Source organism: Nocardioides sp. Z30_9 (assembly GCF_058215735.1).
The window spans coordinates 250302-265842 of record NZ_JBZAJF010000001.1 but is presented as its reverse complement, the minus strand read 5'-3'; the positions used below and the strand labels follow the sequence as shown (position 1 = coordinate 265842).

The 15541-nt window shown below is 69.7% G+C and carries 10 protein-coding genes and 1 pseudogene; 7 read left to right on the top strand and 4 right to left on the bottom strand.

Annotated features, from left to right (window positions below):
- Positions 1-4 precede the first annotated feature (4 nt).
- A complete protein-coding gene (locus tag AC4BGB_RS01310; RefSeq protein WP_490544160.1) occupies positions 5-808 on the top strand; it encodes an SCO1664 family protein in 804 nt (267 codons plus the stop codon).
- Positions 809-831: 23 nt separating this feature from the next.
- Complete coding sequence (mshC, locus tag AC4BGB_RS01305) at positions 832-2097, top strand: cysteine--1-D-myo-inosityl 2-amino-2-deoxy-alpha-D-glucopyranoside ligase (protein WP_490544159.1); 1266 nt, start codon at positions 832-834, stop codon at positions 2095-2097.
- 10 nt (positions 2098-2107) lie between these two features.
- Here the strand turns inward: mshC and AC4BGB_RS01300 are convergent, their stop codons facing one another.
- Positions 2108-2959, bottom strand: coding sequence for a PAC2 family protein (locus tag AC4BGB_RS01300; protein WP_490544158.1), 852 nt, complete (start codon positions 2957-2959; stop codon positions 2108-2110).
- 115 nt (positions 2960-3074) lie between these two features.
- Here AC4BGB_RS01300 and metH point away from each other — a divergent pair, with 115 nt between their 5' ends.
- Positions 3075-6860: a methionine synthase gene (metH, locus tag AC4BGB_RS01295; protein WP_490544157.1), complete on the top strand. Its 3786-nt coding sequence runs from the start codon at positions 3075-3077 to the stop codon at positions 6858-6860.
- 19 nt (positions 6861-6879) lie between these two features.
- Here metH and AC4BGB_RS01290 read toward each other — a convergent pair whose 3' ends face one another.
- Complete coding sequence (locus AC4BGB_RS01290; RefSeq protein WP_490544156.1) at positions 6880-7893, bottom strand: AI-2E family transporter; 1014 nt, start codon at positions 7891-7893, stop codon at positions 6880-6882.
- A 334-nt stretch (positions 7894-8227) separates the two neighbouring features.
- On the opposite strand from AC4BGB_RS01290, the pseudogene AC4BGB_RS01285 reads away from it, so the two are divergent.
- A pseudogene (locus AC4BGB_RS01285) lies at positions 8228-8866 on the top strand (HAD family hydrolase); the annotation flags it as partial.
- On the opposite strand, the gene AC4BGB_RS01280 reads toward AC4BGB_RS01285, so the two are convergent.
- On the bottom strand, positions 8861-9886 hold the full coding sequence (locus tag AC4BGB_RS01280; protein WP_490544155.1) for a RecB family exonuclease: 1026 nt from the start codon (positions 9884-9886) through the stop codon (positions 8861-8863). The pseudogene AC4BGB_RS01285 and the gene AC4BGB_RS01280 sit on opposite strands and share 6 nt — an antisense overlap.
- A gap of 54 nt (positions 9887-9940) precedes the next feature.
- On the opposite strand from AC4BGB_RS01280, the gene AC4BGB_RS01275 reads away from it, so the two are divergent.
- The 3 genes from AC4BGB_RS01275 (at position 9941) to arc (ending at position 13936) form a co-directional block, all read left to right on the top strand.
- Positions 9941-11110, top strand: coding sequence for a site-2 protease family protein (locus AC4BGB_RS01275; protein WP_490544154.1), 1170 nt, complete (start codon positions 9941-9943; stop codon positions 11108-11110).
- The gene (locus AC4BGB_RS01270) at positions 11107-12045 is read left to right on the top strand and encodes a tRNA (adenine-N1)-methyltransferase (RefSeq protein ID WP_490544153.1); all 939 of its coding nucleotides are present in this window, start codon (positions 11107-11109) and stop codon (positions 12043-12045) included. The genes AC4BGB_RS01275 and AC4BGB_RS01270 overlap by 4 nt, the downstream gene beginning before the upstream one ends.
- Positions 12046-12190: 145 nt before the next feature.
- Positions 12191-13936, top strand: a complete 1746-nt coding sequence (arc, locus tag AC4BGB_RS01265; RefSeq protein ID WP_490544152.1) for a proteasome ATPase — start codon at positions 12191-12193, stop codon at positions 13934-13936.
- A gap of 102 nt (positions 13937-14038) precedes the next feature.
- Here the strand turns inward: arc and AC4BGB_RS01260 are convergent, their stop codons facing one another.
- The gene (locus AC4BGB_RS01260) at positions 14039-15427 is read right to left on the bottom strand and encodes a phospholipase D-like domain-containing protein (protein ID WP_490544151.1); all 1389 of its coding nucleotides are present in this window, start codon (positions 15425-15427) and stop codon (positions 14039-14041) included.
- Positions 15428-15541 lie beyond the last annotated feature (114 nt).

The following is a 15541-nucleotide window of genomic DNA, read 5'->3' as shown; positions in this document are numbered from 1 at the left end:
GCCCGTGCCGGCCCCGGACCGCTGTGAGCTGCTGGAATCCGAGCTGGTGGTGCTCGGGCGGATCATGCCCGCCTCGAACCACACCTTTCTGACCCAGCTGGCCGGCACCGATGCCCAGTGCGTCTACAAGCCGAGCTCGGGGGAGCGCCCGCTGTGGGACTTCACCGACGGCACCCTGGCCGATCGCGAGTACGCCGCCTGGGTGGTCTCGGACCATCTCGGCTGGAACATCGTCCCGCCCACGGTGCTGCGCGACGGTCCTGCCGGGCGCGGGATGGTGCAGCTGTGGATGGAGGCCGAGGAGACGCCGGAGGGACAGCTCGACCCGGTGGACATCGTCCCGGCCGGCGAGGTGCCCCCGGGCTTCCTGCACGTGCTCGACGCCACGGGAGCCAGGGACGAGCCGGTGATCCTGGTCCACGAGGACTCGGCGGCGCTGCGACGGATGGCGGTCTTCGACGTGATCACCAACAACACCGACCGCAAGGGCGGGCACATCCTGCCGATGCCGGACGGACACCGCTACGGCGTCGACCACGGGGTCTGCTTCCACTCCGAGGACAAGCTCCGCACGGTGCTGTGGGGCTGGGCGGGCATGCCGCTGACCGACGAGGAGCTCACCGGCGTGGAGTCGGTGCGGGAGGCCGTGCGGTCGAGCCAGGAGTCGGCGCTGCGCGAGACCCTGGAGTCGCTGCTGACCGTGGCGGAGGTGGATGCGGTGGGTCGCCGTTGCGAGCGACTGCTGCGCACGGGCACGTTCCCGGTGCCCCGAGGTGGGTGGCCCCCGATCCCGTGGCCGCCGTTCTGAGGCTGGCCGATAGGCTCGCCGCCATGCGTGCCTGGAGCTCGCCCGGGGGCACCACCGGGACCAAGAACCTTCCCGAGGGCGTCCGTGGACCCGCGGTGCAGGTCGTGGACAGCTCCACCGGGGCGTTGCGCGAGGTCTCTTCCGCGGACGGCACCGCTCGCCTCTATGTCTGCGGCATCACGCCGTACGACGCCACCCACATGGGCCACGCGGCGACCTACGTCGCCTTCGACCTGCTCAACCGCGCCTGGCGCTCGGCGGGCCACGAGGTGCACTACGTGCAGAACGTGACCGACGTCGACGACCCGCTGCTCGAGCGGGCCAACGACACCGGCCAGGACTGGGTGGCCCTCGCCGAGCGCGAGACCGACCTGTTCCGTACCGACATGGAGGCGCTGCGGGTGCTCCCGCCCGACGCCTACGTCGGCGCCGTCGAGGCGATCCCGGACGTGATCGAGATGATCCGCGAGCTGCAGGAGGCCGGCAGCGTCTACGAGGTGCCGGCTCCGGGCACCGACGCGAGCGACCTGTACTTCTCGGTCACCCACGACCCCGGCTTCGGGAAGGTCTCCGGCTGGACCCGCGAGCAGATGCTCAGCGTGTTCGCCGACCGCGGGGGAGACCCCGACCGTCCCGGCAAGAAGGACCCGCTGGACTGCCTGCTCTGGCTGGCCGAGCGCCCCGGTGAGCCCGCCTGGGACTCACCGTTCGGCCGGGGGCGTCCCGGTTGGCACGTCGAGTGCTCCGCGATCTCACGCGTCCACCTCGGCACCCCGCTCGACGTGCAGGGCGGTGGCAGCGACCTCGTCTTTCCGCACCACGAGATGAGTGCCTCCGAGGCCCAGGTCGCCGACGGCGGCAAGCCGTTCGCCAAGGCCTACGTGCACGCGGGCATGGTGGGGCTCGGCGGCGAGAAGATGTCGAAGTCCAAGGGCAACCTGGTGCTGGTCTCCACGTTGCGCGAGAGCGGCCTGGACCCGATGGTGATCCGGCTGGTGCTGCTCGGCCACCACTACCGCGGCGACTGGGGCTGGCAGGAGTCCGAGGTCACGGCTGCGGCGACCCGGCTCGAGAGCTGGCGCGAGGCCGTCTCGCGGGGCGCGGGGGCACCGACCGCCCACCTGGTGACCGACGTCCTCACGGCGCTGGCCAACGACCTCGATGCACCGTTCGCGCTGCGTCTGCTGGACCACTGGGCGAGCTCGACGACCTTCGGCGACGACTCCGAGCCGGGCGCCGGCGAGGTCGTGCGGGCCCTGGTCGACTCCGCACTCGGCGTCGAGCTGTAGGACCCGACCGCTACTCCTCGGGCTTGTCCCGTCGCTTCAGGTAGCGCTCGAACTCACGGGCGATCGCCTCGCCGCTGGCCTCGGGCAGCTCCGCGGTGTCCTGGCTCTCCTCGAGGCCGCGGACGTACTCCGCGACGTCCTCGTCCTCCTCCGCGAGCTCGGCGACGCCGCGCTCCCAGGCCCGCGCGTCCTCGGGCAGGTCACCCAGCGGGATGCCGGTCTCGAGCAGGTCCTCCAGCTGTCCCAGCAGCGCCAGCGTCGCCTTCGGGCAGGGCGGCTGCGGCAGGTAGTGCGGGACGGCCGCCCAGAAGGACACGGCGGGGATGTCGAGGCGTCCGCAGGCGTCCTGGAGCACGCCGATGATCCCGGTGGGTCCCTCGTAGGTCGCGGGCTCGAGCTTGAGCCGGTCCTCGAGGTCGAGCTCGGTGGCGGTGCCGCTGACCTGGATCGGCCGGGTGTGCGGGGTCTCGGCCAGCAGCGCCCCCAGGGTCACCACCAGCTCGACGCCCAGCTCGTCGGCGCACGCGAGCAGCTCGGCGCAGAACTGGCGCCACTTCATGTTCGGCTCGATGCCGCGCACCAGCACCACGTCACGGTCCGCGCCGGTGGGCCGGGCCACGTAGACCTGGGTCGACGGCCAGGTGATCCGGCGCATCCCCTCGTCCGTCGTACCGATCATGGGGCGGTTCACCTGGTAGTCGTAGAATTCCTCCGGATCCACGGCAGCCACCAGGCGGGCCCCCCAGACGTCGATCAGGTGGTCCACCACCCCGGAGGCAGCGCAGGCGGCGTCGTTCCAACCCTCGAACGCAGCCACCATCACCGGGCTGACGAGGCGGGGCACGTCGTCGATCTCGATCACGTGCCAACCCTAGGACTCCTACCCAGGGAGCGGGGTGGCCACCATGTGAAAATGGTCTGTCCCGGGTCGGTCCGCTACCTAGGCTTGGGGTTCCTCGACGCACCGGAGTACATCTGTGAGCAGCACCAGCAAGTCCGAGCACGAGACCGGCCGCGAAGCCAATGGCCGAGCGTCGCTCGAGCGACCGGACGCCACGGAGGCGCTCACGTCCCTGCTGAGCGAGCGCATCCTGGTCATCGACGGCGCGATGGGCACGATGATCCAGGGCCACGGCCTCGACGAGGACGGCTACCGCGGTGAGCGCTTCGCCGACTGGCCCAGCGACGTACGCGGCAACAGCGACCTGCTCAGCCTCACCCAGCCCGACATCATCCGGTCGATCCACCGGGAGTACCTCGAGGCGGGTGCCGACGTGGTCGCCACCAACACCTTCAACGCCCAGCGCATCTCCCAGGCCGACTACGGCATGGAGGAGCTCTCCTACGAGCTCAACTACGAGTCGGCCCGGCTGGCCCGCGAGGCCGCCGACGCCGTCACCGAGACCGACCCCGAGCACCCGCGCTTCGTGGCCGGGGGACTGGGCCCCACGAACCGGACCGCCTCCATCTCGCCTGACGTCAACGACCCCGGTTTCCGCAACACCAGCTTCGAGCAGCTGGTCGAGGCCTACTCCGAGCAGGCCGCCGGCCTGGTCGACGGCGGTGCCGACCTGCTGCTGATCGAGACGATCTTCGACACCCTGAACGCGAAGGCAGCGATCTTCGCCCTGGAGACGCTGTTCGAGGAGCGGGGCCGGCGCTGGCCGGTGATCGTGTCCGGCACGATCACCGACGCCTCCGGGCGCACGCTCTCGGGCCAGGTGACCGAGGCGTTCTGGAACTCCGTGCGGCACGCCCGTCCCCTGGCCGTGGGCCTGAACTGCGCGCTGGGCGCAGCCGAGATCCGTCCCTACCTGGCCGAGCTCTCCCGGGTGGCCGACTGCTTCGTGCACTGCTACCCCAACGCCGGGCTGCCCAACGCCTTCGGGGAGTACGACGAGACCCCCGACCAGATGTCTGCCGTGCTCGAGGAGTTCACCACTGCCGGCCTGGTCAACCTCGTCGGCGGCTGCTGCGGCACCACCCCGGGCCACATCTCCCGGATCGCCGAGGTCGTCGCGGGCGCCGAGCCGAGGGTCCCTGCCGAGCCCGAGCCGGCGATGCGTCTCTCCGGCCTGGAGCCGCTGAACATCACCGAGGACTCCCTGTTCGTCAACATCGGCGAGCGCACCAACATCACCGGGTCGGCGAAGTTCCGCAACCTGATCAAGGCCGGTGACTACACGACCGCGCTCTCCGTGGCCGCTCAGCAGGTCGAGGCCGGCGCGCAGGTCATCGACGTCAACATGGACGAGGGGATGATCGACGGCGTCGCGGCTATGGACCGCTTCACCAAGCTGATCGCCGGCGAGCCCGACATCAGCCGGGTCCCGGTGATGATCGACTCCTCCAAGTGGGAGGTGATCGAGGCCGGCCTGCGCTGCGTGCAGGGCAAGTCGATCGTGAACTCGATCTCGATGAAGGAGGGCGAGGACGCCTTCCGCGAGCACGCCCGCCTCTGCCGCAAGTACGGCGCCGCCGCCGTGGTGATGGCCTTCGACGAGGAGGGACAGGCCGACAACCTCGAGCGCCGCAAGCAGATCTGCGAGCGGGCCTACCGGATCCTCGTCGACGAGATCGGCTTCCCGGCCGAGGACATCATCTTCGACCCGAACTGCTTCGCGCTGGCCACCGGCATCGAGGAGCACGCCAACTACGGCGTGGACTTCATCGAGGCCACCCGCTGGATCAAGCAGAACCTGCCGGGGGCGCTGGTCTCCGGCGGTATCTCCAACGTGTCGTTCTCCTTCCGCGGGAACAACCCGGTGCGCGAGGCGATCCACTCGGTCTTCCTGTTCCACGCGATCCAGGCCGGGCTCGACATGGGCATCGTCAACGCCGGTGCCCTGGTGATCTACGACGAGATCGAGCCCGCTCTGCGCGAGCGGATCGAGGACGTCGTGCTCAACCGGCGCCCCGACGCCGCCGAGCGGCTGCTGGAGATCGCCGAGGCCCACAGGGGGAGCGGCGAGAAGCAGGAGGCGGCCGTCAGCGAGTGGCGCTCGCTGCCGATCGGCAAGCGGATCACCCACGCCCTGGTCAAGGGGCTCGACGCCCACGTCGAGGAGGACACCGAGGAGCTGCGGGCCGAGATCGAGGCGCGCGGCGGCCGTCCCATCGAGGTGATCGAGGGACCGCTGATGGACGGCATGAACGTCGTCGGCGACCTGTTCGGCGCCGGCAAGATGTTCCTGCCCCAGGTGGTGAAGTCGGCCCGGGTGATGAAGAAGGCCGTGGCCTACCTGATCCCGTTCATCGAGCAGGAGAAGCTCGACAAGCCGGAGTACGCCACCGCCAAGGACACCAACGGCACGATCGTGATGGCCACCGTCAAGGGCGACGTCCACGACATCGGCAAGAACATCGTCGGCGTGGTGCTGCAGTGCAACAACTACGAGGTCATCGACCTCGGCGTGATGGTGCCCGCGCAGAAGATCCTCGACAAGGCCAAGGAGGTCGACGCCGACCTGATCGGCCTCTCCGGGCTGATCACCCCCTCGCTGGACGAGATGGTGCACTTCGCCGGGGAGATGCAGCGCCAGGGACTCACGATCCCGCTGCTGATCGGGGGAGCCACCACCTCGCGCGCCCACACCGCGGTCAAGGTGACCCCGCGCTACGAGGGCCCGGTGATCTGGGTCAAGGACGCCTCCCGCTCCGTTCCCGTGGCCGCAGCCCTGCTCTCGCCCGAACAGCGCCCCAAGCTGCTCGCCGACACCGAGGCCGACTACGACTCGCTGCGCAAGCGGCACGCCGCCAAGAACGACCGGCCGCTGCTCCCCCTCGAGGCGGCCCGGGCCAACGCGACGCCGGTCGACTGGTCGGCGTACACCCCGCCGGTGCCGGCCATGGGGACCACCACCCGGGTCTTCGAGGACTACGACCTCGCCGAGCTGCGCGAGTACATCGACTGGCAGCCGTTCTTCAACGCCTGGGAGATGAAGGGCAGGTTCCCCGACATCTTGAACAACCCGGCGACGGGCGAGGCGGCGCGCAAGCTCTCCGACGACGCCCAGAGCATGCTCGACGCGATGATCAAGGAGAAGTGGGTCACCGCCAACGGCGTGATCGGCTTCTTCCCGGCGAGCGCGGTCGGCGACGACATCGAGGTCTACCGCGACGAGGACCGCACCGAGGTGCTCACCACGCTGCACCACCTGCGCCAGCAGGGCGAGCACCGCGAGGGCGTCCCCAACCGCTCCCTCAGCGACTTCGTGGCGCCCAAGGAGACCGGGCTGCGCGACCACGTCGGCGGGTTCGCAGTCACCGCCGGGCTCGGCGGCCAGGACAAGATCAAGGAGTTCAAGGACGACCTCGACGACTACAGCGCGATCCTGCTGGAGTCCCTGTGCGACCGGCTGGCCGAGGCGTTCGCCGAGCGGCTGCACCAGCGGGTGCGCACCGAGCTGTGGGGCTACTCCGACGACGCGGGCCTGGACAACGAGGCCCTGATCGCGGAGAAGTACACCGGCATCCGGCCCGCGCCGGGCTACCCGGCCTGCCCTGAGCACACCGAGAAGCGCACCCTGTGGGAGCTGCTCGACGTGCAGGAGCGCACCGGGATCGAGCTCACCGAGTCGATGGCGATGTGGCCCGGCGCCTCGGTCAGCGGCTGGTACTTCTCCCACCCGCAGTCGCAGTACTTCGTCGTCGGTCGCCTCGCCCGCGACCAGGTGGCGTCGTACGCCGAGCGCAAGGGCTGGACCCTGGCCGAGGCCGAGCGCTGGCTCTCGCCCAACCTCGGCTACGACCCGGAGGACTGAGCAGGCGGCCCGATGGACGCTACGAGGTCTCGGTGAGGCCTTGTTGCCTGGGGACGAGCACCTGTTCGTAGATGAGGTGCAGTCCGGCCGCGACCGGGATGGCGATCAGCGCCCCGACGACTCCGAGGAGCGTGCCACCGGCGAGGACGGCGAGGATCACGACGATCGCCGGGACCTCGACGGCTCGGTGCATGATGCGCGGGGAGAGGACGTAGGCCTCGAACACGTGGTAGGCGATGTAGTAGCCCAGTGCGACGACAGCGGTGATCGGGCCGACGGTGAGTGCCACCAGGGTGACCAGGACCGCGCCGATCACGGTGCCGATGATGGGAACCAGGGCCAGGAGCCCGACCAGCACCGCCAGCACGACGGAGAACGGCAGGCCGAGGATCAGCATCATGATGTAGGCAAGCACCCCGTTGATCACGGCTACCGTCGTCTGCCCCAGGACGTAGCCTCCTACGCGGCGAGACATCTCCTCGCCCAGGAACACGACGCGGGCACGCCGCCTCTGTGGCACCAGCTTGTACCCGGCGGCCTTCACCGAGGGGAGTGCCACCATCAGGTAGAGGGTCAGGACCAGCACCGTCACCACGGCGACGACGCCGTCCACGACAGCCTTCCCCGCACCCACGACTCCTCCCAGCACGGAGGTGGCGCTCAGACCGTCCAGGGCCGAGAAGGCCTGGTCCCGGGCTTGAGCAGCAAGGTGGAATCGCGAGTCGAGGTCGATCACGAACTGTTCGTGCTGCAGGTCGTCGAGATACTTCGGTGCCCCGCGGACCAGAGCGTCGGCCTGGTCGATCACCGGGGGCACCACGAGGAGGCCGACAAGAGCGACGAGCAGCACGAGCGAGGTCATCACTGCCAGTACCGCCCACCCCCGCCTGAGGCCGTGACGCATCAGCCAGGCCACGAGGGGTTCCAGTCCCAGGGCCAGGAAGACCGAGAAGACGATGAAGACGAGGATCTGATGCAGCTCGAGCAGCACGTGGACCAGCCCGTAGGCAAGGAGCAGACCCAGTCCGGCCATCAAGCCAGTGCTGAAGGGAGACCGGCGCAGCGGTGAACCCGGCGCGCTTGCCTCCGTCCCGCCGAGGTCCCCAGAAGCGGCGGCAGCGATCAGAGCTTCTGTCTCCTGGTCAGCGCGCGCAGTCTCCTCCTCCACCTGGCTCGGCCCGGATTCAGGATCGGGGCCAGGCTCGGATCCAGGGTCGGTTCCGGGCCGGCGAGGATCGTCTACAGGATCCGCCACGAGGTGACCTGCCTCTCCGGCGTGACTGGAGCGCCCGTGCTTCCGCCACCAGACTGCCGGTACCCGATGGACCCTGTGTGGTAACCGCCCGCAGGTGAGATGGGCCGCTCCCATGCTGATTGCGCATGCTGTGCACCCTGGTTCTAGGGTGGTTCGTCGCACGGCACGTGCGTGGAGTTCTTCGGAGGGCGTTCTGAGTACCGACTTTTCTCGTGTTCCTGCAGGTCAGGCACCAGGTGGCGCGTCCGGGCTGCCAGCCGCCGTGCTGTGGGACATGGACGGCACCCTGGTCGACACCGAGCCCTACTGGATGGAGTGCGAGTTCGCGCTCGCCGAGAAGTACGGCGGCACCTGGTCCCAGGAGCACGCGCTGGCCATCGTCGGTGGTGACCTGACCGACTCGGCCACCTACATCCGCGAGCACATGGGGATCGACCGCACCCCGCGGCAGATCGTCGACGAGCTGCTCGACGGCGTCATCGAGCGGGTCGAGCGCCGGGTGCCCTGGCGGCCGGGGGCGCGCGAGCTGCTCGCTGCCCTGCGTGACCTGGAGGTGCCCTGCGCCCTGGTCACGATGTCGTGGCGGCGCTTCGTGGAGCCGGTGCTGCGCTCGCTCCCGGAGAACTCCTTCGACGTGCTGGTCTGCGGTGACGAGGTCTCCCGCGGGAAGCCGCACCCGGAGCCCTACCTGCGCGCGAGCGAGCTGATCGGCGCCGCGCCTGCGGACACCGTGGCGATTGAGGACTCACCGACCGGCGCGGCCTCGGCCCTCGCCGCCGGTTGCCGCGTCCTCGTCGTGCCCAGCCACGTGCAGGTCCCTGCCCGGGACGGGATGGTCCTGCGCGAGAGCCTGCTCGGCCTCGCCCCCGAGGACCTGGTCGGCCTGCACGCCTGAGGGTTCCGCGACCGGCAGGGGCGGCGGTTCGTTGCCGTACGCCGGGCAGAAGGCCCGGTAGCTGCACCACCCGCAGGCCGGTCCGGGGCTGGCCAGCCACTCACCAGCGGCGCGAGCCTCCTCCATCGCCCGCCACAGGGCCTCGACCAGCCGCTCGGTGGCCCGCAGGTCCTGCTCGTCGGGCCGGTAGCTGACCACCTGCCCGTCCGCGAGGTAGATCAGCTGCAGCAGGGCCGGGACCACCCCGCGCGTGCGCCACAGCACGAGTGCGTAGAAGCGCATCTGGAACAGCGCCTTGCTCTCGTAGCCGACGCCGGGGGAGCGGCCGGTCTTGTAGTCGACCACCCGCACCGCACCGTCCGGGGCGACGTCGATCCGGTCCACGAACCCGCGCAGCAGCAGCCGGGAGTCCAACAGGGCCTCGACGTAGACCTCCCGCTCGGCCGGCTCGAGCCGCCGCGGGTCCTCGAGGTCGAAGTACCTCCGCAGGCTCTCGCGGCACGACGCGAGCCAGGCCGCGACCTCGCCGCCGGCGCTGGCCTCAGCCCCGGCACCGTCCCGGTCCCCGGCGAACATGGCGCCCAGCTCCGGCTCCAGGTCCAGCACGTGGTCCCAGGCGTCCTGGACCATCGTCTCGGCCTGTTCGGGCGTGCGCTGCTCCGCCGGGAGGTCGAAGAGGTCCTCGAGGACCTTGTGCACCACGGTTCCGCGCACGGCGCCGGGCGAGGGCACCTCGGGGAGCCGGTCGATCGTGCGCAGGCGATACATCAGCGGGCACGCCTTGAAGTCCCCGGCGCGGCTCGGCGACAGGGAGCCGAGCACCCGCTCGCCGTCGACCGGCGTCCCGATCCGGGCGTGAGACTGGGCCTGCTGCATGGCCTCACAGTAGGTCGCTGCTCCGACAGGTTCGACCCGCGCTAGCGTTACGGGGTGAGCGCACACGACGGGCCCCCTGGATCGGGCGGCGGCCCGGGTCGTTCGCCGTACCCTCCGGGCACGCTGCGCATCGGTTCCATCGCCGGAGTGGACGTGCTGGTCCGCTCGTCCTGGCTGCTGGTGGCCCTGCTGATCGCGGTCCTGCTGGCGCCCCGGGTCGAGCAGGTGCAGCCCGGCCTAGGCGCGTTGAAGTACGTCGCGGGCGTGGCGTTCGCGGTGCTCCTCTACCTCTCCGTGCTGCTGCACGAGATGGCGCACGCGCTGATGGCGCAGCGCCAGGGACTCGGCGTCCGCTCGATCACCCTGCACTTCCTGGGCGGCGCGACCGAGATCGACTCCGAGACCCGCACCCCGGGCGAGGAGTTCAAGGTCGCGGTCGTCGGTCCGCTCACCTCGATCGTGATCGGCCTCGCTGCCGTGGCGCTGTGGTTCGTCACGCCCGACGGCCTGCTCCGTCTCGCCGTGGAGGGACTGGCGGGCGCCAACCTCGTCGTCGGCGTGCTCAACCTGGTCCCCGGGCTCCCGCTCGACGGGGGCCGGGTGCTCAAGTCGGCCGTCTGGGGCGTCACCAAGAGCATGCACCGTGGCACGATCGTGGCCGCCTGGGGCGGCCGCGTGGCGGCGGTGCTGGTGCTGGGCTGGCCGCTGCTGGCCGGGACCCTGCTCGGGACCACGCCGGACATCTTCGACTACCTGATCACCTTCATCATCGCCTCGTTCCTGTGGTCAGGCGCGACCGCGTCGCTGATGAACGCGCGCCTGCGCAGCCGTCTGCCCGCGCTGCAGGCCCGTCCGCTGGCCCGCCGTGTCGTGGTGGTCCCCGCCGACGTGCCGATCGCCGAGGCCGTACGCCGGGCCCAGGAGGCCGGCGCCGGCGGCATCGTGGTGCAGGGGCGCGATGACCGGCTCAGCGGCGTGGTCAACGAGACCGCCCTGCTCGCTACCCCCGAGGAGCGGCGCGCCTGGGTGCCGGTGAGCTCGCTGGCCCGCACGATCGAGGACGGCATGGTGCTCAGCGCCGACCTCACTGGTGAGGAGCTTGTCCGGGCGATGTCCCGGACCCCCGCCGAGGAATACCTGCTGGTCGAGCCCGACGGCGCCGTCTTCGGCGTACTGACGACCAAGGACGTGGATCGAGCCTTCGAGGAGGGCATTCGCAAGTGAGTGACATAGAGGCATCCGACGCACCCGACTGGTCGGGGGTGCGCCGCGGGCCACTCAGGCCGGGGGAGTGGGTCCGGCTCGTCGACGCCAAGGGGCGCCGGCACAACATCTGTCTGGAGGAGGGCAAGAGCTTCCACACCAACCGTGGCGGGCTCTCCCACGACGACATCATCGGGCGCGAAGAGGGGTTCACCCTGACCTCGACGTCAGGGGGCGAGTACCTCGTGTTCCGCCCGCTGCTCAACGAGTTCGTGGTCTCGATGCCGCGCGGGGCCGCGGTCGTCTACCCCAAGGACGCCGCCCAGATCGTCGCGATGGCCGACATCTTCCCGGGCGCCCACGTGGTCGAGGCAGGAGCCGGCTCGGGCGCACTGACCTGCTCACTGCTCCGGGCCGTGGGCCCGACCGGCAGGGTCTCCTCCTTCGAGCGGCGCGAGGACTTCGCCGACGTCGCCCGCCGCAACGTCAACCAGTTCTTCGGTGGTGAGCACCCGGCCTGGAACCTCACCGTGGGGGACCTGGTCGAGGAGCTGCCGGCGGTGGAGCAGCCGGGCACCGTGGACCGCGTGGTCCTGGACATGCTGGCCCCCTGGGAGTGCATCGACGCGGTCGCCGACGCCCTGGTCCCGGGCGGGATCGTCGTGGCGTACGTCGCCACCACCACCCAGCTCGGGAAGGTCGTGGAGACCCTGCGTGCCCACGGGGAGTTCACCGAGCCGCAGCCCTGGGAGACGCTGGTGCGCGAGTGGCACGTAGAGGGTCTCGCGGTCCGTCCCTCACACCGGATGAACGGTCACACCGGGTTCCTCGTCACGGCCCGCCGGATGGCCCCGGGCAACACCGCACCGGTCAAGAAGCGTCGGCCGGCCCCGGGCGCCTACGGCGTCGACTACGAGGGCCCGCGGCCGGTGGGCCTGCCTCCGCAGCCCGCCTAGGTGTGCGACTAGCGGCGGCGCCGGGCAGGGCCCTTCTGTTGCAGATCGGCAACGTCGGCAATGAGACACGGCCGTATCCACTTGGGTTGTGGGCGCAGCCGAGTAGGGTCGAAATCCAGCCCCAGCCCATCCGGAGGTGGTTCACGTGCCTGAGTCAGGTGCCGAACAAGGACCGACCACTGCCCAGCTCCTGAACCAGGTCGCCTACCTGGAAGCGGAGGTCGCGGACCTGCGCCGTCGTCTCGTCGAGGCGCCGGGCACCGCCCGTGCCCTCGACCAGCGGCTGCTCGACGCCCAGCGCACCCTGGCAGGGGTCACCTCCCAGAACGAGAGGCTGGTCCAGACGCTGCGCGAGGCTCGCGACCAGATCGTCACCCTCAAGGAGGAGGTCGACCGGCTCGCCCAGCCACCGACCGGCTTCGGCACCTTCCTCAAGCGCAACGACGACGACTCCATCGACGTCTTCACCGGCGGCCGCAAGCTGCGGGTCAACGTCAGTCCCTCGGTCGACCTCGACGCGCTGACCAAGGGGCAGGAGGTGATGCTCAACGAGGCCCTCAACGTCGTCGCGGCACTCGACTTCGAGAAGGTCGGCGAGGTCGTGATGTTCAAGGAGGTCCTCGCCGACGGTGAGCGGGTCCTCGTGATCGCGAACGCCGACGAGGAGCGGGTCGTGCGCCTGGCCGCGCCGCTGCGCGACGTCACCCTGCGCGCCGGCGACTCCCTGCTGCTGGACTCCAAGTCCGGCTACGTCTACGAGCGGGTGCCGAAGTCCGAGGTCGAGGAGCTCGTGCTCGAGGAGGTCCCCGACATCGACTACCGCTCGATCGGCGGGCTGGCCGGACAGATCGAGCAGATCCGCGACGCGGTCGAGCTGCCCTACCTCCACCCCGAGCTGTTCAAGGACTACCAGCTCAAGCCACCCAAGGGCGTGCTGCTCTACGGCCCTCCCGGCTGCGGCAAGACCCTGATCGCGAAGGCCGTGGCCAACTCGCTGGCCAAGAAGGTGGCGGAGAAGACCGGTCAGTCCGGTCGGTCGTTCTTCTTGAACATCAAGGGCCCCGAGCTGCTGAACAAGTACGTCGGCGAGACCGAGCGGCACATCCGGCTCGTGTTCCAGCGGGCGCGGGAGAAGGCCAGCGAAGGAACGCCGGTGATCGTGTTCTTCGACGAGATGGACTCGCTGTTCCGCACCCGCGGCTCGGGGGTCTCCTCGGACGTCGAGAACACGATCGTGCCGCAGCTGCTCTCGGAGATCGACGGTGTCGAGGGTCTGGAGAACGTCCTGGTCATCGGCGCCTCCAACCGCGAGGACATGATCGACCCGGCGATCCTGCGCCCCGGACGGCTCGACGTGAAGATCAAGATCGAGCGTCCCGACGCGGAGTCGGCCAGGGACATCTTCACCAAGTACCTCACCGCCGAGCTGCCGTTGAACGCCGACGACCTCGCCGAGTTCGGGGGCGACCGCGACGCGACCGTTGCGGGGATGATCACCGCCACCGTCGAGCGGATGTACACCGAGTCCGAGGAGAACCGCTTCCTCGAGGTCACCTACGCCAACGGGGACAAGGAGGTCCTGTACTTCAAGGACTTCAACTCCGGCGCGATGATCCAGAACATCGTGGACCGGGCCAAGAAGATGGCGATCAAGGACGTCCTCGACCACGACCGTCCCGGACTGCGGGTCCAGCACATGCTTCAGGCGTGCGTGGACGAGTTCAAGGAGAACGAGGACCTGCCCAACACCACCAACCCCGATGACTGGGCGCGGATCTCGGGCAAGAAGGGTGAGCGGATCGTGTTCATCCGGACGCTGATCACCGGCAAGCAGGGCACCGAGCCCGGCCGCTCCATCGACACCGTGGCCAACACCGGGCAGTACCTCTAGGACCTCTGGGCAGACACGACGAAAGGCGCCGACCAGGTGGTCGGCGCCTTTCGTCGTGCTCGGCCCCGTTGCTGGGGTCCGTTGCTCGGCCCGGGGGAGCGGTCAGCCGTTGGGGGTCATGTTCTTGAACACGCCCTTGCCCCAGGGGATCGTGTTGCCCGAGGGCATCGCGCGCCCCTCCGTGGAGTGGCTGCCGTAGCCCGGCGGGTGCGAGGACTTCTGCGCCCAGGTGCGGTTGAAGTTGCGGTGGTGCGCCTGGACGGTGCCGTAGTCCCTGACCTGGGTCATCTGCTCGTCGTTGTAGAACGCCGCGTTGCTCCAGTTGGCGGCGCCCGCGAACGTCAGGTAGTTGGCCCGGTAGCCGCCCCAGTTGCCGGCGATCGTGAGCCACTTGCTGTGGTTGTACTTGGTCACGATGCGCTTGCTGTTGGTGATCACCGACTGCTTCATCGGCACAGGCCCCCGGCCGCTGCCGCTGCGCAGGATCGAGAGGATCGGGCGGGTGGAGACCGCGTAGATGATCTTGAGGTCGCAGCCGGCGTTCCACAGTGAGCGCAGCTTCTTGGCGATCCAGGTGCCGCGCTTGTCGTAGAGCGCGTAGATCGAGACGCGGACCTGGGTCCGACCCTTGCCCGAGAGGCCGGCGCCGGTGCAGGTGGTCTGGTTCAGGGCCTGCATCACCGGGTCGTTCGCGGCGTTGGTGCCGTAGCGGGGGAAGAACAGGCTGGTGACGTTGCCGGCCGGGTAGACCCGGTAGGTCGAGCGCTGGGGCCTGGCCAGGCGGGCCTCGCGGTAGATCGTGAGGAACTGGTTGTAGATCTGCGCGGAGTGGTAGGTCTGGGCCTCGTTCCACTGGCCCCGCACCGCGAAGTTGGTCAGGTTCGAGGAGGTGGACATGACCACGTTCTTGACGTGCTTGGCGCCCACGTTGTTGAACAGGAAGAACTTCGAGTGCGGCGTACCGCCCCGTCCACGGCAGGCGCCGGGGCACGAGCGGGCGAAGCTGACCTTGTCGGTGGAACCCGCGACGCCCCGCTTGTAGTAGGCGGTGCCGAGGTTCTTGCGCAGGAACTTCCACGACTTGTGCTTCTTGTTGGCCTTGGCTGCGGCGAGGACCTGGACGCTGACGCCCCGCTTGTGGGCGGCCACGAGCGCCTTGGCGATCCCCATGTCGTTGAAGGTCCAGGTCGCGATGCGGATCGAGCCGTTGCCGGCCGCCGGCAGGCGGTGGGCGTCGCGGTAGCCACCCCAGGTGCTCTGGATGGTGCCCAGGACGCGGTTGCGGATGGCGACCTTGTCGGCCTTCGAGCCGTTGGGGAAGGTGAAGGCGGACCCGGGAGGCATCACGTAGTTGCGCGGAGGGGTGCCCCAGACTGCGGCCTTGACGGCGATCGAGGGCTGGCTCGGGCTGATCGCGGCGGGTGCGCCTGCAGCCTCGGCGACCGATCCGGTGACGGTGAGCGTGCTGACCATCAGGGCCAGGCTGGCCATCGAGGTGATGCTTCGGCGTGTGAACAAGGTGATGCCCCCAGAGGAAAGAAACCGAGATGCCCGCTCCGGGGCACCCGAAACCTAACATGTGAGGGCCCTCAGCAATCCATTTCC

Excerpts from the sequence above, each read along its gene's own strand:
- AC4BGB_RS01290 (WP_490544156.1), bottom strand. The coding sequence starts at position 7,893 with ATGGCCGGACTGGGTCTGCTCCTTGCCTACGGGCTGGTCCACGTGCTG.
- AC4BGB_RS01280 (WP_490544155.1), bottom strand. The coding sequence starts at position 9,886 with ATGCAGCAGGCCCAGTCTCACGCCCGGATCGGGACGCCGGTCGACGGC.
- mshC (WP_490544159.1), top strand. The coding sequence starts at position 832 with ATGCGTGCCTGGAGCTCGCCCGGGGGCACCACCGGGACCAAGAACCTT.
- AC4BGB_RS01260 (WP_490544151.1), bottom strand. The coding sequence starts at position 15,427 with ATGGCCAGCCTGGCCCTGATGGTCAGCACGCTCACCGTCACCGGATCG.